Origin of the sequence: Actinopolymorpha pittospori (assembly GCF_014873875.1) — a bacterium.
Classification (GTDB): Bacteria; Actinomycetota; Actinomycetes; order Propionibacteriales; family Actinopolymorphaceae; genus Actinopolymorpha; species Actinopolymorpha pittospori.
The window spans coordinates 4,281,360-4,303,245 of sequence record NZ_JADBEM010000001.1 but is presented as its reverse complement, the minus strand read 5'-3'; the positions used below and the strand labels follow the sequence as shown (position 1 = coordinate 4,303,245).

Below are 21,886 nucleotides of genomic sequence, written 5' to 3'. Positions count from 1 at the left end.
GCGGTATTCCGGCCTACGCCACCCGACGTACGCCGAGACCGCCAGGCACGCCGCAGGCGGTAGGCCGAAGCCGTCCCGGTGACGGACGACCACGGGTCGCTGCCGTTGACACGATGTCGCCAGGGCGCGGGAAGCCCGAGACACCGCTCATCTGTCGAGGAGTCGTGATGGCGTACACCGGGCCATCGGCCAGCGAGCATCCGGTCACCGATCACCACGCGGTGATCGAGAACCCGGCCAGCGGGGAGCGGATCGTCGTCCGTACGACGGCGGAGCAGACCGGCGGGGAGCTCCTCGTGTGGGAGCTCTTCCTCGCACCGGGTGGCCGGGTGCCGAGCACCCACGCACACCCGGTGCAGGAGGAGTGTTTCCGGATGCTCTCCGGGACGATGCGCTTTCGGGTCGGGCTCCGCTCGATGACCGTCGGTCCCGGGATGACCGTGCGGGTTCCGCCCGGAGCGGTGCACAGGTTCGCGAACGCCGGACCAGACACCGCCCACGTCCTGGTCGAGACCCGGCCCGCGCTCGCGATGCAGGACCTGCTGGAGACCGCGGCGGCGCTCGCCCGCCGGCACCGGCGGGCCCGGCGGCTGCCACGCCCGCTCGAACTCGCGCTGTTCATGCGCGAGTTCGAGCGTGAGGTGCGTGCGCCGTACCTCCCGACCTTCCTGGTGCGCGGCGTGGTCCGTCCCCTCGCCTGGTTGGCTCGCGGGTGCGGGCTGGACCAGCGGTACCGGCGTTCGCGGAGTCGGACGTGACGGCTGCGATCGAGGTGCGACACCTCGTCAAGCGCTACCGCGGCGGCGAGGTGAGCGCGGTCGACGACGTGTCCTTCGACGTCCACGACGGTGAGCTGTACTGCCTGCTCGGACCGAACGGCGCCGGGAAGACGACGACGGTCTCGATCCTCACCACGACGCTCGCGCCGACCTCGGGCCAGGTGCGGATCGCCGGCCACGACCTCGGGACCGAGCAGCGGGAGGTGCGCCGGGCACTGGGCGTGGTCTTCCAGCAGCCCTCGCTCGACCTGAACCTCACCGCCGAGGAGAACGTCCGACTGCACGCCGTCCTCTACGGGCTCCACCCGTGGCGGCCGCTCTACCGGCTGATGCCCGCGGACTACCGGCGGGAGGTCGCCGAGCTCGCCGCACTGCTCGGGATCTCCGGCGTCCTGCGCCGGCGTACCCGGTCCCTGTCGGGCGGCACGCGCCGCAAGCTCGAGATCGTCCGCGCCCTGACGCACCGGCCGCGGGTGCTGTTCCTGGACGAGCCGACGACCGGACTCGACCCGGAGAGCAGGCGCGACCTGTGGGCCTACCTGCACCGGATCCGACGTGACCGCGGCACCACGATCCTCCTCACCACCCACTACCTCGAGGAGGCCGAGGCCGCCGACACCGTGTGCGTGCTCGCCGGCGGCCGTGTGATCGAGGCCGGTCGGCCCGCGCAGGTGAAGGCCCGCAGCCGACTGGTCGAGCCGACCCTCGAGGACGCCTACCTGGCCCTGCTCCAGCAAGCCGGACAGGACACCGTCGCATGACCGTGCCGGCTCCGTCCGCGCCGTCGACTCCGTCGGCTGGGTCGACTCCGTCGGCTGGGTCGACTCCGGCGGCTGGGTCGACTCCGGCGGCTGGGTCGACTCCGGCGGCTGGGTCGACTCCGACGGCTGGGTCGACTCCGACGGCCCCGTCGGCTTCCTCCGCTCCGACGGCGAGCGCTTCCACCGGCGCACGACACGAGCTGTCGGCCCTGCTCGCGATCGCACAGCGCGACGTGACCAAGCTCCTCCGGGACCGGGCCAGACTGGCCGTCAGCCTGCTGTTCCCGCTCATGCTCATCGCGGGACTCGGCAGCGTCCTGCAGTCCACCGTGGGCGAGGTGACCGGTCTGGACGCCGTCGCCCTGGCCTTTACCGGCGTACTCCCCGCCACGCTCTTCCAGTCGGCGGCGGCCGGCATGATCTCCGTCGTCGAGGACCGCGAGAACGACTTCTCCCGCGAACTCTTCGTCGCGCCCGTCTCCCGGCTCACCCTGGTCGGCGGGAAGGTCCTGGGCGAGACGTGCGTCGCGTTCGTCCAGGCCGGTGGAGTCGTGGTCTTCGCCGTGCTCTTCGGTGTCGATCTCGGGACGGGACAGCTCGCCCGGCTGGTGCTGCCCTGCCTCGCCTGCGCGTTGCTCGGTGCGGCGTTCGGGCTCGCCACGGTCGCGGCCCTGCCGAACCAGCGTGCGGCCATGCAGGTGTTCCAGTTCCTGATCATTCCGCAGTACGTACTGGCCGGGGTCCTCGTCCCGCTGCGGGACCTGCCGACGTCCCTCGACGTCGCGGCGTGGGCGATGCCGCTGCGCTACGCCGTCGGACTCACCCGCGAGACGTACTACGCCGGGACCGACGGGTACGCGCAGGTCGTCGTCGCGGGCGCGGCCACCGACCTCGCCGTCGTCACCGGACTCTTCGTGGTCCTGCTGCTTGCCGGCGCAGCGCTCTTCGTCCACCGGGAACGCACCCGCTGACCGTCGTACGTCACCGAACGTAGGTCGAGTGCCGCTTCGTGCCGGACGTGCCCTCCCGGGAGGTGGGGAAGGATGACGGCATGTTGTCCGGACCGACCCGCCGCATCGTGAAGATCGTCCACATCGTCGCCGGAGTCGCGGTCCTGGGGGACGTCTGGGGGCTCGCGCTGATGCACCTGGACGCACTGCGGTCCGGGTCACTCGCCGTCGGACGAACGGCGTTCGGGTTCACCACGCTGATGGTCTTCGCCGGTGGGGTGCCGTTCAGCCTGATCTCGCTGGTGAGCGGGCTCGTCCTCGCGTTGTTCGGTGGCTGGGGGCTGCGCCACGGGTGGGTGCTCGCCAAACTCGTCCTACAGCTCGGGATCCTCCTCACCGGCGGTCTCTTCATCGCCCCGGTGCTGCGGGGCGCGCCGAGTGCCACCGACCTCACCGGCAGCCACCGGACCTTCCTGGTCCTGTTGCTGGTCCAGGGCGTGATGCTCCTCACCGCCACCGTGCTCGCCGTCGTCAAGCCCGGCCGGCGAGCCCTCCGACGAACCGCTCCATCGCCACCGTGACCTCGCGGAGGATCTCGACCGACCGGACCGGATCGGCGTCGACCTCCATCCCGTGGTCGGCGCCGGGCACCTCCAGCAGATCCGCGCCGGTCCGCCGCGCCGCGTCCGCGTCCCAGAGCGGGTCCGCGGTCCCGCCCACGAGGAGGCGAGGCCGCGAAGCCCGCGTCAGCGCGTCGACGACGGCTGGTTCGGTGAGGAGCGGGGTGAGCCAGACCGCCGGCAGCCCCCGCTCCGTCGCGACCGGCGCGGCGAGCGTCCCGAGGGACTTGCCGACCAGGAGGAGTTCCTCGGCGTTCTCCCGGGCGAGGGCGGTGAGTGCGTGTTGCCGTACCCACTCCCCTCGTCCCTGGCGGGGCGCGTCACCCCACCAGATCTCCTGCACGGTCCAGCCGCGGGCGAGCAGGACGGCGCGGGCGTAGTGGAGCAACGGGGCCGCGGGCGTGTACTGCCCGCCCGGGAGGATGATCGCCACCCGTCGCGGGTCGCCGTCGTACCTCGTGGTCTCCAGGGGCACTCGATAGTCCGACATGCCCGCGAACTATAGGCCCAGCCACCACCGAGCCGAGCGACTCAGAACTTTGCTTGTTGGTCGACGCCGGTGGGGTCCGATCCGACCAGGAAGTCGAAGTCGCACCCGAGCGGCGCCTGGTTGACGTGGTCCAGGAACAGTCGACCGTAGCCGCGGCTGTACGCGGGAGCCGGCGGCTGCCACCGAACTCGCCGCGCGGCGAGTTCGGCATCGTCAACCAGGAGTTGCAGTCGGCGCTCGGGGATGTCGAGTTCGATCTCGTCGCCGTCCTGGACGAGCGCGAGTGGCCCACCCACGGCGCTTTCGGGTGCGACGTGCAGGACGACCGTGCCGAACGCCGTTCCGCTCATCCGCGCGTCGGAGATCCGGACCATGTCGCGGACACCCTCCCGCAGCAGCCGGGCCGGCACCGGGAAGTTGCCCACCTCCGCCATGCCGGGCCCTCCGACGGGTCCGACGTTCTGCAGGACGAGGATGTCGTCCCGGCGCACGTCGAGGTCCGGGCTGTCGATACGGGCCCGCAGGTCGTCGAGATTCTGGAAGACCACGGCACGGCCCCGGTGCCGGTGCAGTTCGGGGCTGGCCGCCGCGTGCTTGATGACGGCTCCGTCGGGCGCGAGGTTGCCGCGCAGGATCGCGAGCCCGCCCTCGGGCTGGAGCGGCTCGGCGAGCGACCGGATGACGTCGCCGTCGGCCGGGGCCGCGTCGGCCACGTTGGCGGCGAGGGTGGCGCCGGTGACGGTGAGCTGGTCGCCGTGCAGGAGCGGCAGCAACTCCCGCAGCATCGTGGGTACGCCGCCGGCGTGGAAGAACTTCTCCATCTGGTACGCGCCGATCGGGCGCATGTTGGCCAGCAGCGGCGTACGCCTGCTGATCTCGTCAAAGAGGTCGAGCGGCAGGTCGACACCGCAGCGGCCCGCGATGGCGGGCAGGTGGACGACCGCGTTCGTGCTGCCGCCGAGCGCGGCGAGCAGGGTGAGGGCGTTCTCGAACGCCTCGCGGGTGAGGATGTGCGAGGGTCGCAGTCCCTCGGCGACCATGCCCACGATGCGCCGGCCGGAGGCCTGCGCGAGCCGCAGCCGGCGGGAGTCGACGGCCGGGATCGCGCCGTTGCCGGGCAGCGCCATGCCGAGCGCCTCGGTCAGGGAGTTCATCGTCGACGCGGTGCCCATGACCATGCAGTGCCCCGCGCTGCGGACGATGCCGTCCTCGACCGCACGGTAGGTCGCATCGTCGAGAGTGCCGGCGCGGTGCTCCGCGGTCAGCCGGCGACAGTCCGTGCAGGCGCCGAGCGTCTGGCCCTGGAAGTAGCCGTCGAGCATCGGGCCACCGCTCACGATGATCGCGGGCAGGTCGGCGCTGGCCGCTCCCATCAGCGCCGCGGGCGTCGTCTTGTCGCAGGAGGTGAGCAGCACCACCCCGTCGAGCGGCTGGCTCCGGATCATCTCCTCGGTGTCCATGGCGGCGAGGTTGCGGTGCAACATGGACGTCGGGGACTGGAAGATCTCGCCGAGGGAGATCGTGGGAAACTCCAGGGGCGTGCCGCCCGCCTGCAGGACGCCGTACTTCACGGCCCGGCAGAGCTCCTGGAAGTGACGGTGGCAGTTGTTGAGCTCGCTGTAGGTGTTGCAGATCCCGATGACCGGACGGGCGAGGTCCTCGTCGTCCAGCCCCATCGACTTGGTGAAGGCACGGTGGGTGAAGCCCGCGACACCTGGCTCGCCGAAGAAGCTCTCGCTGCGCCGGATACCTTCCACACTGTCAACCACGCCTTGACTCCCTGTTCGGTTCGGATCAGTGCTGAGAGAAGTGTGCTCCGCCACCCGGCCGTCACGGGTCCCGGGTCAAGCCGTCTGTCACCTATTGGTCATCTGATCATCCGATCTTGACAGCCGCGAAACGGGACGACAAGGCTGGTGAGCCAGCCGACCAGGCCCGAAGGGTTGACACATGACGGTAGAAGCTGACCGCGCTCGTTCCCGATCCGCCGCCCCCGAGTCGCATCCACCGCACGCCCTGCCGGGTGAGCATCCAGCCCTCGTGGGCGAGGCGAGCGTCAGTGTCGACTGCTCCACCGGTGTGGGCCCGATGAGCCGGATGTGGACGAGTTTCGGGTACGACGAGATCAACTGGACCTACACACCCACCGGCAAGCAGACGTTGACGAAGATCGGCGGCTTCGGTGACCGTCCGTACCACGTGCGGCCGCACTACGTCTTCTGCAGCGGCACCGGATTCGGACTCCCGCACTGGGGCAACGGCAACGTCTACCACGAGGACGCCGACGGCAACCCCTCCTACGACTTCGCGATCGCCGACCAGGTCTACGACGCGATCGTGGGTGCCGGTCACCACCCACTGGTCGAGCTCGCCTTCACCCCGCTCGACCTGGTGCCGGAGGAGGCGAAGCGGGAGTTCCCGTTCGAGAACAGCCCGACCGCCTACAGCGGGTACGAGGCGGGCTGGTGGAGCTACCCGCCCAAGGACTACGCCCGCTGGGGTGAGCTGGTCGCGGCACTCGCCACGCACTGCCTGGAGCGCTACGGCGCACAGGAGGTGTCGCAGTGGCTGTGGGAGCTGTGGAACGAGCCGGACATCTTCTACTGGCGGGGCACACCCGAACAGTTCTACGAGCTGTACGACGTGACCAGCCGGGCGATCCGCCAGGTGCTGCCGGAGGCCAGGGTCGGTGGGCCGACCGTCACCGGCGGTTCGCGCGGTGTGCCGTTCCTGCGTGGCTTCCTGGCCCACTGCGCCGAGTCGGGGGCGGCCCTGGACTTCGTCTCCTTCCACACCAAGGGCTCGGCGTTTCGGCCCTGGCGGGTCTACGGACCGCTCGGTGCGCCCGCTCCGGAACGCCAGAGTCCGTCGACCCTGAAGATGCTCCGCGAGGTTCGCCGGCTACTCGACGTGGTGGGCGAGTTCCCGCAGTACGCCGACCTGCCGTGCGTCGTCGACGAGTGCGACGCCTCGGTCCCCGCGCACTGGGGCGTCTACGACAACGCGAACTTCGGCTACCGGAACACGGAGTACTACGCCGTCTTCCAGGCCAAGCTGATGAAGAAGCTGCACGACCTCAACGCCGTGTCACCCGCGCAGGTGTCCCATGCCACGACCTGGAGCTTCTACTTCGAGGGCGAGCGCTACTTCGAGGGCACCCGCGCGCTGGTGACCACCTCGGGCATCGACAAGCCGGTGCTGAACGCCTACCGGATGTTCGCCCGGTTGGGCGACGAACGCCTGGCCGCGACGTCCAGCGCCTCCTGGCCCCTCTCCGCGCTGGACGACGCGGGCACCGGCATGGCGGAGGAGGTCGACGTCCTCGCGACCAGGGACGACGACGGACAGGTGAGTGTGCTCGTCTGGCGGCACGTCGACGACCAGTACGCCACCGCAGAAGGGCCGACTGCGGTGACGGTGCGGTTGGAGAACGTTCCGGCCGACGTCGCCGGCTTCGACGTCGACCACTGGCGGATCGACCACGACCACAGCAACGCCCACACCGTCTGGCAGGGCCTGGGCGCGCCGCAGGGCCCGACACCCGAGCAGGTGGCCGCGATCAGGGAGCGGGCGGGCCTGGAACGCCACGAGTCGCCGCGGCGGGTCACGGTGGCCGGCGCTCGGGTCGAGCTGAGCACCGACCTCCCGCTCCCCTCCGTCTCGCTGTTCGTCCTCACTCCGGTCCGGTAGGTCCAGCGCACCAGCAGCCGGCGGCACCTCCCCCGCGTCGGTTGTCGAGCGGCGAACGTTCGGCAGCCGACGAGGGAGAGCCGCCGGCCGGGATGCGGGGGCACCCGGGCTGTCAGCGGCCGGCGGCGTAGCCCTGCGCACCGCGCGGGTTGGATCCGGCCTTCAGCCAGCCGCCGTCGCGGGCCACCGCGCTCACCCGGCCGAGCGACCACGGATCGACGACGGAGACGTCGTGCCCACGCCGCTGCAACTCCGCGATCGCCTGCGCACCAAGGCGTTCCTCGACCAGCAGCCGACCCGGCTCGGCCGTGCGCGGGTAGAAGGAGCTCGCCATGTGCAGCGAGTGGAAGTCCGGCGCGTCGATGGCCTCCTGGAGGTTCTGCCCTCCGTGCATGACGTTGAGGAAGAAGTGCAGGGTCCACTGGTCCTGCATGTCACCGCCCGGCGTACCGAACGCCATCCAGGGCTTGCCGTCACGCAGCGCGAACGAGGGCGTGAGCGTCGTCCGGGGCCGCTTGCCCGGTTGCAGGCTGTTCGGCAGACCCTCCTCCAGCCAGAACATCTGTCCCCGCATGCTCAGGCAGAAGCCGAGCCCCGGAATCGTGGGCGAACTCTGGAACCAGCCACCGCTCGGCGTCGCCGAGATCATCATGCCGTTCTGGTCCACGACGTCGAGGTGACACGTGTCGCCGCGGGTGTCGCCGTTCGGCGCGATGGTGGGCTCTCCGGCGCCGGCCGCGGGCCGGCTGCCGTCCGGTGTCGACCACCGGGTCGGCATCACCGGCGTGCGGCCACCCGGACGGCCCGGGACGTTGTCCATGGAGGCCTTCGCACCGATCAGCCGGGCGCGTTCGACGTTGTACGCCGGGTCGAGCAGGTCGGCGAGTGGAACGTCGACGAAGCGCGGGTCGCCGTACCACGCCTCCCGGTCGGCGAACGCCAACTTGCTCGCCTCGGTGATGGTGTGCACCCAGTCCGCCGAGAGGTGCTCGGTGTCGGCGAGGTCCGTCTGGGCCAGGAGGGCGAGCTGCTGCAGGAACACCGGCCCCTGACCCCACGGACCGGTCTTGGCGACGGTGTAGTCGCCGTACTGGAACGTCGTCGGCTCCTCGACCGCCGGCTCCCAGTCGGCGAGGTCCTGCGCGGTCAGCAGGCCGCGGTGCGGGCGCCCGGAGGTGTCCATGATCTCGTTGTTCGCGCAGAAGTCCCCGATCGCCTCGGCGACGAACCCGCGGTACCAGACGTCCCGCGCGGCGGCGAGCTGGCCGGCGCGCTCCGTCGTACGGGCCTCCGCCTCGGCGACGACGCGACGATAGGTCTCCGCCAACACCGGGTTGCGGAACCGGACGCCGGGCGCCGGCACCTTCCCGTCGGGCAGCCAGGTGGCGGCCGAGGTGGGCCAGTCGCGGCGGAACATCTCCTCGACGGTGCCCAGCGCCGCGGACACCCTGCGCAGCAACGGGTGCCCGGCCTCGGCGAGATGCACCGCGGGCTCGAGTACGTCACGCAGCGTCCAGGACCCCCAGCGTTCGACGAGCAGGGTCCAGGCACCGAAGGCGCCCGGCACGACCGCGGGCAACAGCCCGGTGCCCGGCACGAGGTCGAGGCCGAGTTCGTCGAACCGCCCGATGGTCGCGGCCTGCGGCGCCACGCCCTGCCCGCAGATCACCGACACGGCGTTCGCGTTGTCGTCCCAGAGCAGGATCGGGGCGTCGCCGCCGGGGCCGTTCAGGTGGGGCTCGACGACCTGGAGTACGAACGCCGCGGCGGCCGCGGCGTCGGCGGCGTTCCCGCCGCGTTCCAGCACGCTCATCCCGGTGCTCGAGGCGAGCCAGTGTGTACTGGCGACCATGCCGAAGTCACCGACGAGCTCAGGTCGAGTGGTCAGCATCCGCGCTCCTCGCTAAAGCGATGTCAGGGGGCCTGCGATGTCAGGGGGCCTGCGATGTCAGGGCTTGCGCTGTCAGGCGTGCGATCGGGCACGGTGCCCGATCAGTGACAGGTGGTCGAGGGCCGAAGGAGCCGTGCGGCTCAGGACGACTCCTCGTCACCGGTCACGCGGTAGGGCGCCGGGGTACCGCCCGCGAGGTGCCGGACGAAGTGGTCCCAACGCCGCCGGACGAAGTAGGGATCGTTGCCGCACGCGTGCGTACGGTTGGGCAGGATCAGCAGGTCGAAGTCCTTGTTGGCCTCGACCAGCGCGTCGACGAGGGCGAGCGTCGAGGCGACGTGGACGTTCTCGTCCATCTCGCCGTGGATCAGCAGCAGCTTGCCCTCCAGCCGGTGGGCCGACGTGCGGTTGGCCTGCTCGCGGTAGTGCTCACCGACCGGCCAGCCCATGTACCGCTCCACCCACCAGGCCTTGTCCTGACGATGGTCGTGGTTGCCCGCCGAGGAGACGCCGACCTTGTAGAAGTCGGGGTGCGCAAGCAGGGCTTGACAGGATGCGTAGCCGCCGGCCGAGTGGCCGTAGATGCCCACCCGGTCCAGGTCGAGGTAGGGCCGGGTCCTCGCGAGCTCGCGCAGCGCGAGAACGTGCTCGGGGAGTCCGGCGTCGGCGAGGTTGCCGTACGACACGTCCCGGAACTCCTTGGAACGGTACGGCATGCCGAGCCCGTCGATCATGACCACGACGAAGCCGAGTTCGGCGATCGCCTGCGCCTGCCAGAAGCCCGCCCCGCGTTCCTGGGTGACCTCGGCGAAGGATCCCGGCGCCTGGTTGGTCTGTGGTCCGCCGTAGATCGCGTCGACGACGGGATAGCGGACGTCGGGGTCGAAGTTCGTCGGCCGGATCAGGATGCCGGTGATCTCGGTGACCCCGTCGCGGGCGGTGGCGGTGAAGCGTTCGGGAAATGTCCAACCCACGTCGGTCAGGTCGGCGACGTCGACGGTCTCGAGGGTCGTCACGAGGCTGCCGTCGGCCCGGTGAAGCTCGGTCACCGGCGCGGAGTCGACCCGCGCCCGGGTCGAGACGAAGTACTTCCCCGAGGGGGACATGGAGATCAGGTGGCTGCCGTCGCCGGGCGTGAGCAGTTCGGGCTCGCCGCCGTCGAGCGGAACGCGGTAGAGCAACCGGTCGTAGGGGTTGCGGCCGGGCTCACGCCCCAGCGCCGTGACGTAGACCGCGCGCCCGGCCTCGTCCGTGCGCACGATGTCGGCGACGGCCCACGGGCCGGAGGTGACCTGGCGGACGGTGCCCGCCGGTAGATCGTGGAGGTACAGGTGCCCCCAGCCGTCGCGGTGGGAGTACCACAGCACCTGGGCACCGTCGGCCAGGACCCGCACGTTGGGTGCGCCGGAGACGGTGAGGTTGGAGTCGACGGGTGTCTCGTCGGTCTCCTCGACGAGGACGCGCGTACCGCCCGTCGCGGCGTCCACCTCCCACAACGTCAGGGTGCGGTTGCCCCGGGCGCTGCGCAGCACGAAGCACCGCGCACCGTCGCCGTGCCACCAGATCGACCGCGCGCCGCGTGCGTTCGGGTCGGTCGGGAGGGGCGTGCCGTAGTAGAGAAGCTCGTCGGCGGGCAGGTCGAGCGATGTCACCGTGGCCTGTTCGACGTCGACGACCAGCAGCAGCGCGGTCGGCACCACCTCGTCACCGGGCAGCGGGTAGGCGTAGGTGAACCGCCTGGGCCGGACCGCGCCGTCGGGCGGTGCGGACTGGACCAGGGTGAACTCCCCCGCGCCGCGGGAGTCGAGGCGGTGCGTCAGGAGTCGCCTGCTGTCCGGCGACCAGAGCACGACCGGCCGGTCCTGCGGTTCGGAGTCGCGGGGGAGCAGGCCGGCGGCGACCAGTGGGGAGGGCAGCCGCGTCGCGTAGGGGCGGGACTCCTCACCGTCGTGCGTCAGCGCGACCTCGGCGCCGGTCGCGACGTCGCGCACCCACAGGTCGTGGTCGCGTACGAACGCGACCCTTCGGCCGTCCGGAGAGCGCACGACCGTCGCGTCGCCGTCCGGCGTGGGGTCCGCGTCGGGCGGGGAGTCCGACACCTCACGGGAGCCGGTGGCCGGGTCGACGGAGACGAACCGCTTGCCCTCGCGGGTCGCGACGTCGTAGGAGAACCGGTCGTCCGATTCCCACCGTGGGTGGATGCCGGCGCCGAAGACGCGCGACCGGACGTGCCAGGGAAGGAAACTCTCGGCCCGCGCGTAGTCGGTGGCTGTGGCGACTTCGGGAGATTTCGGCATGCGGTACCGCCTTCCGAGGCTGAGGTATGTGACATAGTACTGACGTGTCTTCCGAATTCCACCGAGCGTCCGCCGACGTGGTCGTCGTCGGTGCCGGGGTCGTCGGCGCCGCCTGCGCCTTCTACGCCGCGCGCGCCGGTCTTCGGGTCACCGTGGTCGACGCTGGTGCGGTCGCGGGCGGCACGACCGGCGCGGGCGAGGGCAACCTTCTCGTCTCCGACAAGGAGCCCGGCCCCGAACTCGAGCTGGCGCTGCGATCCACCGCGCTGTGGCGCGAGCTGACGCCCGAACTCGGCCCGGACGCCGACATCGAGTACGAACCGAAGGGCGGCGTCGTCGTCGCGGAGTCGCCGCAGGGATACGACGCCCTGCTGGCCTTCGCCGCCACCCAGCGGGCCGCCGGAGTCGTCGCCGAAGCCGTCACCGACAAGGACCTCGCGAGCCTCGAACCCCACCTCGCCCCCGGCCTGCCGGGTGGCGTCCTCTACCCGCAGGACTCGCAGGTGCAGCCGATGCTCGCCGCCGCCTGGCTGCTACGCGCCGCCCAGCGGTCCGGAGCGACGGTCCATCCACACACCCGCGTCACCGGGATCGACCGCACGCCGGACGGACGCGTGACGGGCGTCCGAACGAGTCGCGGCACCGTGACCGCCGGCGCCGTCGTCAACGCCGCCGGCACCTGGAGCGCCGGCGTGGCCGCGCTGGCCGGCGTGGAGCTGCCGATCATGCCGCGACGCGGCTTCATCCTGGTCACCGAACCACTGCCGGTGCTGGTGCGGCACAAGGTCTACGGCGCGGAGTACGTCGCCAACGTCGCGAGCAGCTCCGCCGACCTGGAGACGTCGGCCGTCGTCGAGGGCACCGCGTCTGGCACGATCCTCATCGGCGCCAGCCGGGAACGCGTCGGCTTCGACCGCACCCTCTCCCTCCGTGTCCTGCAGCGCCTCGCCGACCAGGCGATCCGGCTGTTCCCGGTCCTGGCCGACGTCTCCGCCATCCGGACCTACCGCGGCTTCCGGCCCTACGCCCCCGACCACCTGCCCGTCATCGGCGCCGACCCACGCGCACCCGGCCTCTTCCACGCCTGCGGACACGAGGGCGCCGGCGTGGGCCTCGCGCCGGTGACCGGTGTCCTCACCGCCGCGCTGCTGACCGGCACCGATCCAGGACTCGACCTGCGGCCGTTCCGTCCGGACCGCTTCGAGTCGACGGCGGTGTCCGCATGAGCGACACCATCCTGGTCGACGGCCGGCCGGTCGCCGTCGGGCCGGACCAGACCGTGGCGGCCGCGCTGCTGGCCGCGGGCATCCGGTCCTGGCGGACCACCCGAAAGGGCCGCCCACGCGGCCTCTTCTGCGGGATCGGCGTGTGCTTCGACTGCCTGGTCACGGTCAACGGTCGAGGGTCGGTGCGGGCCTGCCTCGTGCCGGCCCGACCGGGTGACGTGGTGACGACAGGCAGGCCGGACCAGGAGCCGGCGTCTGCCGAGGTGCCCGCTGATCCGTCTGCTGAGGTGCCCGCCGACGCGCTGGTCGAAGAGTCGGTCCATGGGTCGGTCGGGAGTTCGGTCGACACACCGGTCCACCACGGGAGGCGCACCGATGGCTGAGCCGGCGTACGACGTCGCCGTCGCCGTCGTCGGTGCGGGTCCGGCCGGTCTCACCGCGGCGACCACGATGGCCGGACGTGGCCTGCGCGTCGTCCTGCTCGACGCGGGTCCGCGCCCCGGCGGGCAGTACTTCCGTCACCACGACGACGCGTCCGCCGACTCCTACGGCGTCGGGTTCCGGGCCCTGCGCTCGGCACTCGCCGGCTACGTCGCGAGCGGCGACCTCGTCCACCGGCCGCGGCACCAGGTCTGGACGCTCGAACGCACCGACGCCGGCTACCGCGTCCACGCGCTGGACGAGTCCGACGGCGAACCCCGGCCATGGGCGACCACCGCCGCCGCGCTGCTGGTCGCGACGGGTGCCCACGACCGGCACGTGCCCTTCCCTGGCTGGGATCTTCCCGGCGTGGTGGCCGCCGGCGGCGCCCAGGCGTTGCTGAAGGGCAGCGGAGTCCTGGTCGGCCGGCGGATCGTCGTCGCGGGCACCGGGCCGTTCCTGCTGCCGGTCGCCTCCGGCCTGGCCGAGGGCGGTGCCACCGTGGTCGGCGTGTACGAGGCCGCCCACCCGACCCGCTACCTCGCCCACACGCGGGTCCTCGCCCGGCACCCGCGCAGGTTCGCCGAGGCCGCGGCGTACGCCGGCAGGCTCGCCCGCCACCGCGTGCCCTACCGCGTGGGCCACGCGGTCGTCGCCGCCCACGGCACCGACCAGGTCACCGGCGTCACGATCGCCCGGCTGAACGCGGACCGTCGTCCCGTTCCGGGCAGCGAACGACTCCTCCCCTGCGACGTCATCGCCGTGGGGTACGGCTTCAGCCCGCAGCTGGACCTCCTCGTCGAACTCGGCTGCGAGCTCGACGTCGACGCCTCCGGTGCCGCATCGGTCCGGGTCGACTACGACCAGTGCACGAGCGTCGACGGCGTCTACTCGGCCGGAGAGACGACCGGCGTCGGCGGGGCCGGACTCGCCCAGGTGGAGGGCGAACTCGCCGGACTCGCCGTGGTGGCGGCTCGCGGCGTCCCGGTCGAGCAGGCACGGATCCGGCGGCTGCGCGCACGCCGAGCCGCCCTGCGCTCCTTCGCCGCCGTCCTCGACGACGTACACGCGCTCCCCGCGGACTGGCTCGCCGCCCTGCCGGACGACACCCTCGTCTGCCGCTGCGAGGAGGTGACCGCGGGCGCGGTCCGCCACGCCGTTCGCGACCTCGGTGCGACCGACCCGCGGGCCGTCAAGCTGTTCACCCGGGCCGGCATGGGCTGGTGCCAGGGCCGGATCTGCGCGGCCACGACGCTGGCCATGACCGCGCAGCTGACCGCGCGGCTGCCCAGCGTGGAGGACGTCACCGCGATGGTGCGCCGCCCGCTGGCCCAGCCCGTCCCGCTCGGCGTCCTCGCCGCGCTCACCGGCGTGGAGGACGACCCGCCCACCCCACCGACTCCCCCTTCGGACCACTGACAGGAGAACCATGACCACCGCGACCCGCAAGCCCTGGCACGGCGTGATGGTGGCCACCGCGCTGCCCTACCACGACGACCTCACCGTCGACCACGACACGTTCGCCGACCACGTTCGCTGGCTCGTCGACAGCGGTTGCGCCGGTGTCATGCCGAACGGCTCCCTCGGCGAGTACCAGTCCCTCACCGACGAGGAGCGTTCCCGCGTCCTGCGCACCGCCGTCGCCGCCATGCCCGAAGGCGGCTCCGTCGTGCCGGGCGTCTCCGCGTACAGCTCCATCACCGCCCGCAGGTGGGCCGAGGACGCCGCCGAGGCCGGCGCGGGCGCGGTGCTGCTGCTCCCCCCGAACGCCTACCGCGCGGACGAGCGGATCGTCGTGGCCCACTACGCCGAGGTGGCCAAGGCCGGCCTGCCGATCGTCGCCTACAACAACCCGCACGACACCCGGGTCGACCTCACGCCGTCGCTGCTGGCCCGGCTGCACGCGGAGGGGCACATCGCCGCGGTTAAGGAGTTCAGCGGTGACGTACGCCGGATCTACCAGATCGGCGAGCTCGCTCCCGGTCTCGACGTCCTCATCGGTGCCGACGACGTGGCGCTCGAACTCGGAATCGCGGGCGCGGTGGGCTGGGTCGCGGGCTACCCGAACGCCCTGCCGCAGGTGTGCGTCCGGATGTACGAAGCGTCGGTCGCGGGTGACCTGGCGACCGCGCTGCCGCTCTACCGCCTGCTGCACCCGTTGCTGCGCTGGGACTCCAAGACGGAGTTCGTGCAGGCGATCAAGCTGTCCATGGACATCGTCGGCCGGCGCGGCGGACCCTGCCGCCCGCCCCGGTTGCCGTTGACGAGCGAGCAGGAGGCGCTCGTCCGCAAGGCGACCGAACAGGTGGTGGCCGCCCTCGACAGCGATCCGGCCCTGGCGGAGCAGGTCTGATGCGGTCCCGGCACGTCTTCCACGCGGTCGACTCCCACACCGAGGGGATGCCCACCCGGGTGATCACCGGCGGCGTCGGGGTGATCCCGGGCGCGACGATGTTCGAACGCCGGCAGCACTTCGTCGAGCATCTCGACCATCTGCGCACGCTGCTGATGTACGAACCCCGCGGGCACAGCGCGATGAGCGGTGCGATCCTGCAGCCGCCGACCCGACCAGACGCCGACTACGGCGTGCTTTTCATCGAGGTCTCGGGCTGCCTGCCGATGTGCGGGCACGGGACGATCGGTGTCGCGACCGTGCTGGTCGAGACCGGTATGGTCCCGGTGACCGAGCCGGTGACCAAGGTCCGGCTCGACACCCCGGCCGGCCTCGTGGTGGTCGACGTCGAGGTGCGGGACGGCGTCGCACGGCGGGTGACGTTGGCCAACGTCCCCGCCTACGCCCACGCGCTCGACCAGCGGGTGGACGTGCCGGGCCTCGGCGACGTCCGTTACGACCTCGCCTACGGCGGCAACTTCTACGCCATCCTGCCGATCGAGGAGCTCGGCCTGCCCTTCGACCGCGCGGAGAAGCAACGCATCCTTGACGCCGGGCTCGCGATCATGGCCGCCATCAACGAACAGGCGCCGCCCCAACATCTCGAGAATCCCGAGATCAGGGGCTGCCACCACGTCTATCTCGCGGCACCGGGCTCGGACGCGAAGCGTTCCCGGCACGCGATGGCCATCCACCCCGGCTGGTTCGACCGCTCACCGTGTGGCACCGGCACCTGTGCGCGGATGGCCCAGCTGCACGCGCGGGGTGAACTCCCGCTGGACCAGGACTTCGTCAACGAGTCGTTCATCGGTACGTCGTTCGTGGGCCGGCTCGTCGGCGAGACCACGGTCGGCGACCGGCCCGCGGTCCTGCCCACGGTGACCGGTCGGGCCTGGATCACCGGCACGGCACAGTACTTCCTCGACCCCGAGGACCCTTTCCCACAGGGGTTCCTGCTGTGAGCCCGGCCAGACCCGAGGAGTCCGTCGCGGCGCTTGACCTCCCGTCCCTGCCCGGCTACCGCTCTCTGCGGGAGGAGGTGGCGAACGCCCTGCGGGCAGCGCTCGTCGCCGGCCAGATGCGGCCCGGCGCGGTCTACTCCGCGCCGGCCCTCGCTGGGCGGTTCAACGTCTCGGCCACCCCCGTCCGCGAGGCGATGCTCGACCTCGCGAAGGAGGGGCTGGTCGAGGTCGTCCGCAACAAGGGCTTCCGCGTCACCGAGCTGTCGGAGAAGGAGCTCGACGAGATCACCGAGCTGCGGCAGCTGATCGAGATCCCGACCGTGACCCGGCTGGCGGACGGCGTACCCGCGGACGCGTTCGAACGCCTCCGCCCGCTCGCGCAGGACATCGTTGACGCCGCCCAGCGGGGCGATCTGATCGACTACGTCGAGGTGGACCGCAGATTCCACCTCGACCTGCTCGCCCTGGCCGGTAACGCCAGCCTCGTGGACACGGTCGGGGAGCTACGGAAGCGGGCCCGGCTCTACGGCCTCACCCAGCTCGCCGAGCACGGCCGACTGCTCGCCTCGGCGGAGGAACACCTCGGCCTGCTCGACCTGCTCCGAAGCGGAGACGCCGACGCGGTGGGAGAGCTGATGCGCCACCACCTGAGCCACGTACGCGGCAGCTGGGCCGGGCGTCCGGAGCAGTAGCCCGCATTCCGGCCGGGCGCCGCGGAGTCCCGGCATGTTCCCGCGGATGGACGAGATGATCCACGCGCCGCGGAAGCCGCGCTGAACGGCCGTGGCGACGACCACCCAAGGTCGTCGCCACGGCGGTTCTCCACGGGCAGGACGGCGAGCCTCAGCTCTCCGTGGTCGGGTACCACCCCTGCAGGCGCGGCTGCATCTTGCCTTCGAGCTCGTCGAGGATCACCTTGGCCGGCCGCTTCCCGGTCTCGATCTCCTGCAGCGCCGGCACCAGCACCTCGTTGATCGCGGTGACGTTCTTCAGCCGCTCGGCGAACCCGGGTACGGAGTTGTTGCGTAGGTAGTCGATCGCGGCGGTCTTGAACTCCGGCGGGTGAACGTCGTCGTTCACCCACTTCGCGATGCTCGCCGGATCGGTGAAGTACTTCTCGTCGACCGGCATCCACAGTCCCTTGGAGTACAGGTCGACGTACTCCGGGTTCATCGCGAACACGTAGAGCTCGAAGGCCTCGTCGAGGTTCTCGGTGTTGGCGGCGATCACCCGGGGCGTACGGTTCTGCTGGGTGATCGGTTCCTGGTAGGACGGGAGGACGCCGATGCCGTAGTCGACGTCGCTCTGAGCCATGTCCAGCAGCGTCCAGTGGCCGTCGACCGCCATCGCGACCCGCTTGGTCTGCAGCTGGACCGTGGTGGTCGGCGCGTTGCTGCCGGTGTCACCGCCGCCCAGTTGGGCGGGGCTCGGCGCCACCCGGTGCTTGTAGATCAGGTCCTGGATGTCCTGCAGGACCTTGACGGCTTCTGGACTGTTGAGGGTGTACTTCATCCCCGTCTTGTCCACGATGTCGCCGCCGTTGCTGAGGACCAGCGGATACCAGTGCGTGATGGGCACCGAGAGCCCGAACTGCCGTACGCGTTCGCGCCGGAACCCGCTCTCGCTCGGATGACGGCCCTCGTCGTCCAGGGTGAGCTGGTCGGCGATGTCGACGAGTTGCTCCAGCGACCAGGCCTTGGCCGCTTCCGCCGGGGGCTTCTCGATTCCCGCCTCGGCCAGGATCGCCTTGTTGTACCAGAGCAGGATGATCTGGTTCGAGGCGTGCGTACCGAGGTTCTTGTCCTTGCCCCAGTAGAAGTAGCTGCCCGGCGAGCGTTCCTTCAACAGCGGATACTTGTTGATGTGGTCGTGCAGGTTGAGCAACTTGCCCTGCTCGGCGAGCCGGTACGCGGTCGCCGCACCCATGTAGGCGACGTCGGGCAGGTCGTTGCTCGCGACGAGCGTGTTGACCTTGGTCTCGTAGTCCCCGGGCACGTGGATCGGGTTCACCCCGATCCCCTTGTGGCTCTGGGAGAACTTCGTCAGCATGCTCTCGATGCCGCGCTTCTCGAAGGCCGAACCCCAGTACATGTACTGCAGCTCGGTGGAGGAGGTGCCACCGCCACCGCCGTCTCCGCCGCATGCCGACAGGGCGGTGCCCGCGGTGAGCGACGCCGAGAGCCACAGCAGGTCCCGGCGGGTGAGCCTGCAGTCGCGAAGTCCGATGCGCCCCATCGTCGTCTCCCGTCAATTCCTCTGGTGTGGGCGAACTGGTGGTGAAGCCTGATGGAGCTCAGGTGTTCGTACGGGAGTCGGGTATCGCGACCGGGAGCCCACCCGCGAGGGCGGACTCGTGTGCGCAGATGCCCGGAGTGGTCCAGTCGGCCGCGACGTGGACGTCGATCGCCGGGCTTCGTTCGTCCACGATGCTGCTGACGAACTCGTGCACGAGGTGCGGGTGCGAACCGCCGTGGCCACCGCTGGTGAACTCCTGCAGCTTGGCCGGCAGCAGCTCGGAACGATCCGGGGGCTGTGCGGCGTCGGCGACGACGACCGGGTGTCGTCCGGACATCGTCGCCGCGTGGTCGACGCGGAACAGGGTCGACTCGTCTCCCCTGCGGCGTGACCACTCGAAGCTCAGGTGCTCGCCGTAGATGTCGAAGCTCTCGAGCTCCTGTCGGATGGTGCGGAAGATCGTCCGGGTGACCTCGGCGGCGGTCGGGTGGTCCTGCCCGGCGAGTTCGAAGATGGCGGTCTCGACCGGGAACGGGTTGCCGTAGGGCTGCGACAGCTCCGCCGGCATCCATCCGGAGCCGAGGCAGGTCACGCTCTTCGCGCGGGTACCGGTCAGGGCGAGCAGGGGCGCGACCGCGTGGGTGGCGTACTGCATCGGCGCGTACCACTTCCAGCGCGGCCAGTTCTCGTAGTCGGAGTAGTGCGCCCCGCGCGCGAACTGGATCCGTCCGACCTGACCCGAGCGCACCAGCTCCTGCACGAACAGGAACTCCCGCGTGTAGACGGCGGTCTCCATCATCATGTAGTTCTTCCGCGTCCTGCGTTGCGCGGCGACCACGAGGTCGACGTCCGCGCGGCTGGTCGTCAGCGGCACGGCGCACGCGCAGTGCTTCCCCGACTCCATCACCGCGACGCTCTGCTCGGCGTGCAACGGCATCGGGGTCACCAGGTGCACCGCGTCGATGGAGTCGTCGCGGAGGATCTCCTCGAAGTCCACGGTCCGCCGTGTGATCGCGTGCCGGTCGCCCACGCTGTGCAGTCGTTCGGAGGAGATGTCGCAGATCGTCACCTCGCCCACGTGGGGGTGCCGGGCGTAGATCGGCACGAACGACGACCCGAAGCCCAGGCCGACGACGGCGACGTTGATCTGTCGATCCTCAGCCGCCATGCGCGACACCGTCCTCGAGTTCGGGCAGCCACACCCGCATGCCCCCGCCGTCGCGGTTGTCCCACTGGAAGTAGGGGACGGCGACGGCCGTGGTGGGCTCGGCCGGGTCGGTCGGGGCCGGCGCCGAGGTGTACGGCAGGCCGGTCGCGGCGGGCACGGGCAGGACACCCGCCGCCACCTCGACGGTGACCGTACGCCCGAGCACGGGGTGGTCCGGGTGGTCGACGACCCGTACGGCGGCCTCGGAGGGCACCACCAGATCCGGGAGCGCGACACCAGCGGGCTGGTCGACCTGCTCGAAGCAGTAGACGAGCGGCCCGCGTTCGAGCGCCACGCAGCCGCGCAGCGCGTCGATCCGGCGGTCGGGCCGCACCAGCCGGGCCGGCATGTCGAGGTCCAGGCTCACCTTGTCGCCCTCGCGCCACTCCCGGGTCAGCCGGACGTACCCCTGTGTGTCCGAGGTCGCGTCCACCTCCTCGCCGGCGACGACGAGCCGGGCACTGTCGCACCAACCGGGAACGCGCAACCCGAGCGTCCACTCCCCCGCGGGCGTCTCCCGCACCTCGACCGCCACCGAACCCGACCACGGGTAGTCGGTGTCGACGGTGAGTACGACCTCGCCGTCACCCACCGGCGCGTGGATCTCGCTCGCGGCGTACTGGTGCAGGTGGATCCCGTCGGCGTTGGTCGTCGCGAGGTAGTGGCCCAGCGACGACACGAGCCGCATGATGTTGGGCGGGCAACACGGGCACGCGAACCATTCGCAGCGGCGGCCTGGGTCGTCTGCCTCGAAGTGGTCCTCGCGACGCTGCAGCGGGTTGACGTAGAAGAAGCGGGACCCGTCGAGGGAGGTGGAGGCGGCGAAGGCGTTGAACAGGAGCCGCTCGAGCAGGTCGGCGTAGCGTCCCTCGCCGGTGGCGAGCAGCAGCCGCCAGCACCAGAAGATCGCCGCGAACGCCGCGCAGCTCTCGTTGTAGGCGCGGTCCGGCGGAAGCTCGTAGCCGTCGCCGAACGCCTCGCCCCGGTGTCGGGAGCCGATGCCGCCGATGATCGACATCTTCGTCGCGACCATGTCGTCGAAGCGACGCACGGACGCGTCCAGCAGGGTCCTGTCGCCCGTCTCGAGATAGAGGTCGACGATGCCGGCCTCGAGGTACATCGCCCGGACGGCGTGCCCGACGACGGTCTCGGCCTCCCGGACCGGCTGGTGGTCCTGGAAGTACCGGAGCCCGCCGTGACCCTTGCCGAGCATGCCGTGGCCGCGGTCCTCGACCATCTTCCGGGCGTAGTCGAGGTACGCCGTCTCGCCGGTCAGCCGGTACAACTCGACGAAGGCCAGCTCCGCGCCCGGATGGCCGTCGAACCCGGGCCCGTCACTGTGCAGGAACGTCTCGACCAGGTGGTCGGCGAACCTGCGGGCGACCCGGGGCAGGGCACCCTCGCCGCCGCCACGCACCCGCGCCACACCGGCCAGGGCGAGCAGGCCGCCGAGGTAGATCTCGTGGCTGCGGTCGAGCTGGGTGTAACGCTCACCCACCCGCACCACCTGGTAGTAGGAGTTGAGGTAGCCGTCGTCCTGCTGGGCGCGCTCCAGGAGCTCACCGGCCTGGGTGAGGAACACCTCGAGCCGGTCGTTCGGCTCCCGGACCACCTCCCAGGCCGCCGCCTCGAGCATCTTGTGAACGGCGCCGTCCATGAAGACCGGCGAGCGGAACTCGCCGGTGGTCTCCCCGCTGGCCAGCCGGAGGTTGCCGAAGTTGCCCTCGCTCTCGAGCCGGGCGAGCCCGAGCGGGAAGCTCACGTCCCGGTTGACCGTCTGCCACCGCGCCCACGGCCCGCCGGTGATCCGTACGTCGGGAACGCCGAGCGGCCGCTCGACCGCGCACGCCTGCGCGGTCGGCACCACCGGTCCGCACGTCTGCTCCTTGGCCTGCATCGGAAGGTTCCTGACCTTTCCCGCCCTCCCGGGCGATCGCAAACTCCGGCCCAACCGGCTCCGAGGAAG

General features: G+C 71.2%; 18 protein-coding genes. 11 read left to right on the top strand and 7 right to left on the bottom strand.

Going from position 1 to position 21,886, the window contains the following annotated elements; translation table 11 throughout:
- The first annotated feature begins 167 nt into the window (after window positions 1-167).
- From HEB94_RS20340 to HEB94_RS20325, 4 genes are all read left to right on the top strand, one after another.
- The gene (locus HEB94_RS20340; RefSeq protein WP_192751369.1) at window positions 168-758 is read left to right on the top strand and encodes a cupin domain-containing protein; all 591 of its coding nucleotides are present in this window, start codon (window positions 168-170) and stop codon (window positions 756-758) included.
- The gene (locus HEB94_RS20335; RefSeq protein WP_192751368.1) at window positions 755-1,540 is read left to right on the top strand and encodes an ATP-binding cassette domain-containing protein; all 786 of its coding nucleotides are present in this window, start codon (window positions 755-757) and stop codon (window positions 1,538-1,540) included. Before HEB94_RS20340 ends, HEB94_RS20335 begins: the two co-directional genes overlap by 4 nt.
- On the top strand, window positions 1,537-2,511 hold the full coding sequence (locus tag HEB94_RS20330; protein WP_238361579.1) for an ABC transporter permease: 975 nt from the start codon (window positions 1,537-1,539) through the stop codon (window positions 2,509-2,511). Before HEB94_RS20335 ends, HEB94_RS20330 begins: the two co-directional genes overlap by 4 nt.
- An 80-nt stretch (window positions 2,512-2,591) precedes the next feature.
- Entirely contained in the window at window positions 2,592-3,071 is a 480-nt protein-coding gene (locus HEB94_RS20325; protein ID WP_192751366.1) for a DUF2269 family protein, read from the top strand.
- Here the strand turns inward: HEB94_RS20325 and HEB94_RS20320 are convergent.
- Window positions 3,022-3,600, bottom strand: a complete 579-nt coding sequence (locus tag HEB94_RS20320) for an alpha/beta fold hydrolase (RefSeq protein WP_192751365.1) — start codon at window positions 3,598-3,600, stop codon at window positions 3,022-3,024. The two genes, HEB94_RS20325 and HEB94_RS20320, sit on opposite strands and share 50 nt — an antisense overlap.
- Before the next feature lie 41 nt (window positions 3,601-3,641).
- Entirely contained in the window at window positions 3,642-5,369 is a 1,728-nt protein-coding gene (locus HEB94_RS20315) for an IlvD/Edd family dehydratase (protein WP_337917844.1), read from the bottom strand.
- 181 nt (window positions 5,370-5,550) lie between these two features.
- On the opposite strand from HEB94_RS20315, the gene HEB94_RS20310 reads away from it, so the two are divergent.
- Entirely contained in the window at window positions 5,551-7,290 is a 1,740-nt protein-coding gene (locus HEB94_RS20310; protein WP_192751364.1) for a GH39 family glycosyl hydrolase, read from the top strand.
- A gap of 112 nt (window positions 7,291-7,402) precedes the next feature.
- Here HEB94_RS20310 and HEB94_RS20305 read toward each other — a convergent pair whose 3' ends face one another.
- Together HEB94_RS20305 and HEB94_RS20300 are read right to left on the bottom strand one after the other, a co-directional pair.
- Window positions 7,403-9,181 (bottom strand): gamma-glutamyltransferase family protein, encoded by a 1,779-nt coding sequence (locus tag HEB94_RS20305; RefSeq protein ID WP_192751363.1) that lies wholly within the window; start codon window positions 9,179-9,181, stop codon window positions 7,403-7,405.
- A gap of 140 nt (window positions 9,182-9,321) precedes the next feature.
- A complete protein-coding gene (locus HEB94_RS20300; protein WP_192751362.1) occupies window positions 9,322-11,478 on the bottom strand; it encodes a S9 family peptidase in 2,157 nt (718 codons plus the stop codon).
- 44 nt (window positions 11,479-11,522) lie between these two features.
- Between HEB94_RS20300 and HEB94_RS20295 the strand changes: the two genes are divergently transcribed.
- From HEB94_RS20295 to HEB94_RS20270, 6 genes are read left to right on the top strand one after another with little or no spacing between them, the layout of a single operon-like run.
- Window positions 11,523-12,704: an FAD-dependent oxidoreductase gene (locus HEB94_RS20295; RefSeq protein WP_192751361.1), complete on the top strand. Its 1,182-nt coding sequence runs from the start codon at window positions 11,523-11,525 to the stop codon at window positions 12,702-12,704.
- Complete coding sequence (locus HEB94_RS20290) at window positions 12,701-13,087, top strand: (2Fe-2S)-binding protein (RefSeq protein ID WP_192751360.1); 387 nt, start codon at window positions 12,701-12,703, stop codon at window positions 13,085-13,087. Before HEB94_RS20295 ends, HEB94_RS20290 begins: the two co-directional genes overlap by 4 nt.
- The gene (locus HEB94_RS52590; protein ID WP_273376031.1) at window positions 13,080-14,543 is read left to right on the top strand and encodes an NAD(P)/FAD-dependent oxidoreductase; all 1,464 of its coding nucleotides are present in this window, start codon (window positions 13,080-13,082) and stop codon (window positions 14,541-14,543) included. Before HEB94_RS20290 ends, HEB94_RS52590 begins: the two co-directional genes overlap by 8 nt.
- A gap of 10 nt (window positions 14,544-14,553) precedes the next feature.
- Complete coding sequence (locus HEB94_RS20280) at window positions 14,554-15,477, top strand: dihydrodipicolinate synthase family protein (RefSeq protein WP_192751358.1); 924 nt, start codon at window positions 14,554-14,556, stop codon at window positions 15,475-15,477.
- On the top strand, window positions 15,477-16,478 hold the full coding sequence (locus HEB94_RS20275) for a proline racemase family protein (RefSeq protein ID WP_192751357.1): 1,002 nt from the start codon (window positions 15,477-15,479) through the stop codon (window positions 16,476-16,478). The genes HEB94_RS20280 and HEB94_RS20275 overlap by 1 nt, the downstream gene beginning before the upstream one ends.
- Window positions 16,475-17,170, top strand: a complete 696-nt coding sequence (locus HEB94_RS20270) for an FCD domain-containing protein (RefSeq protein WP_192751356.1) — start codon at window positions 16,475-16,477, stop codon at window positions 17,168-17,170. Before HEB94_RS20275 ends, HEB94_RS20270 begins: the two co-directional genes overlap by 4 nt.
- Window positions 17,171-17,321: 151 nt before the next feature.
- On the opposite strand, the gene HEB94_RS20265 is transcribed toward HEB94_RS20270, so the two are convergent.
- From HEB94_RS20265 to HEB94_RS20255, 3 genes are read right to left on the bottom strand one after another with little or no spacing between them, the layout of a single operon-like run.
- Window positions 17,322-18,713 carry an ABC transporter substrate-binding protein gene (locus HEB94_RS20265; protein WP_192751355.1) on the bottom strand — a complete coding sequence of 464 codons (1,392 nt, stop codon included), beginning with the start codon at window positions 18,711-18,713 and terminating at the stop codon, window positions 17,322-17,324.
- A gap of 58 nt (window positions 18,714-18,771) precedes the next feature.
- On the bottom strand, window positions 18,772-19,881 hold the full coding sequence (locus tag HEB94_RS20260; RefSeq protein ID WP_192751354.1) for a Gfo/Idh/MocA family protein: 1,110 nt from the start codon (window positions 19,879-19,881) through the stop codon (window positions 18,772-18,774).
- Window positions 19,871-21,817, bottom strand: coding sequence for a glycoside hydrolase family 127 protein (locus HEB94_RS20255; protein ID WP_192751353.1), 1,947 nt, complete (start codon window positions 21,815-21,817; stop codon window positions 19,871-19,873). The genes HEB94_RS20260 and HEB94_RS20255 overlap by 11 nt, the downstream gene beginning before the upstream one ends.
- Window positions 21,818-21,886: the final 69 nt, after the last annotated feature.

Coding starts and splice junctions, on each gene's coding strand:
- HEB94_RS20290 (WP_192751360.1), top strand. CDS start 12,701: ATGAGCGACACCATCCTGGTCGACGGCCGGCCGGTCGCCGTCGGGCCG.
- HEB94_RS20340 (WP_192751369.1), top strand. CDS start 168: ATGGCGTACACCGGGCCATCGGCCAGCGAGCATCCGGTCACCGATCAC.
- HEB94_RS20320 (WP_192751365.1), bottom strand. CDS start 3,600: ATGTCGGACTATCGAGTGCCCCTGGAGACCACGAGGTACGACGGCGAC.
- HEB94_RS20330 (WP_238361579.1), top strand. CDS start 1,537: ATGACCGTGCCGGCTCCGTCCGCGCCGTCGACTCCGTCGGCTGGGTCG.
- HEB94_RS20305 (WP_192751363.1), bottom strand. CDS start 9,181: ATGCTGACCACTCGACCTGAGCTCGTCGGTGACTTCGGCATGGTCGCC.
- HEB94_RS20310 (WP_192751364.1), top strand. CDS start 5,551: ATGACGGTAGAAGCTGACCGCGCTCGTTCCCGATCCGCCGCCCCCGAG.
- HEB94_RS20325 (WP_192751366.1), top strand. CDS start 2,592: ATGTTGTCCGGACCGACCCGCCGCATCGTGAAGATCGTCCACATCGTC.
- HEB94_RS20255 (WP_192751353.1), bottom strand. CDS start 21,817: ATGCAGGCCAAGGAGCAGACGTGCGGACCGGTGGTGCCGACCGCGCAG.
- HEB94_RS20300 (WP_192751362.1), bottom strand. CDS start 11,478: ATGCCGAAATCTCCCGAAGTCGCCACAGCCACCGACTACGCGCGGGCC.
- HEB94_RS20265 (WP_192751355.1), bottom strand. CDS start 18,713: ATGGGGCGCATCGGACTTCGCGACTGCAGGCTCACCCGCCGGGACCTG.
- HEB94_RS52590 (WP_273376031.1), top strand. CDS start 13,080: ATGGCTGAGCCGGCGTACGACGTCGCCGTCGCCGTCGTCGGTGCGGGT.
- HEB94_RS20260 (WP_192751354.1), bottom strand. CDS start 19,881: ATGGCGGCTGAGGATCGACAGATCAACGTCGCCGTCGTCGGCCTGGGC.
- HEB94_RS20280 (WP_192751358.1), top strand. CDS start 14,554: ATGACCACCGCGACCCGCAAGCCCTGGCACGGCGTGATGGTGGCCACC.
- HEB94_RS20275 (WP_192751357.1), top strand. CDS start 15,477: ATGCGGTCCCGGCACGTCTTCCACGCGGTCGACTCCCACACCGAGGGG.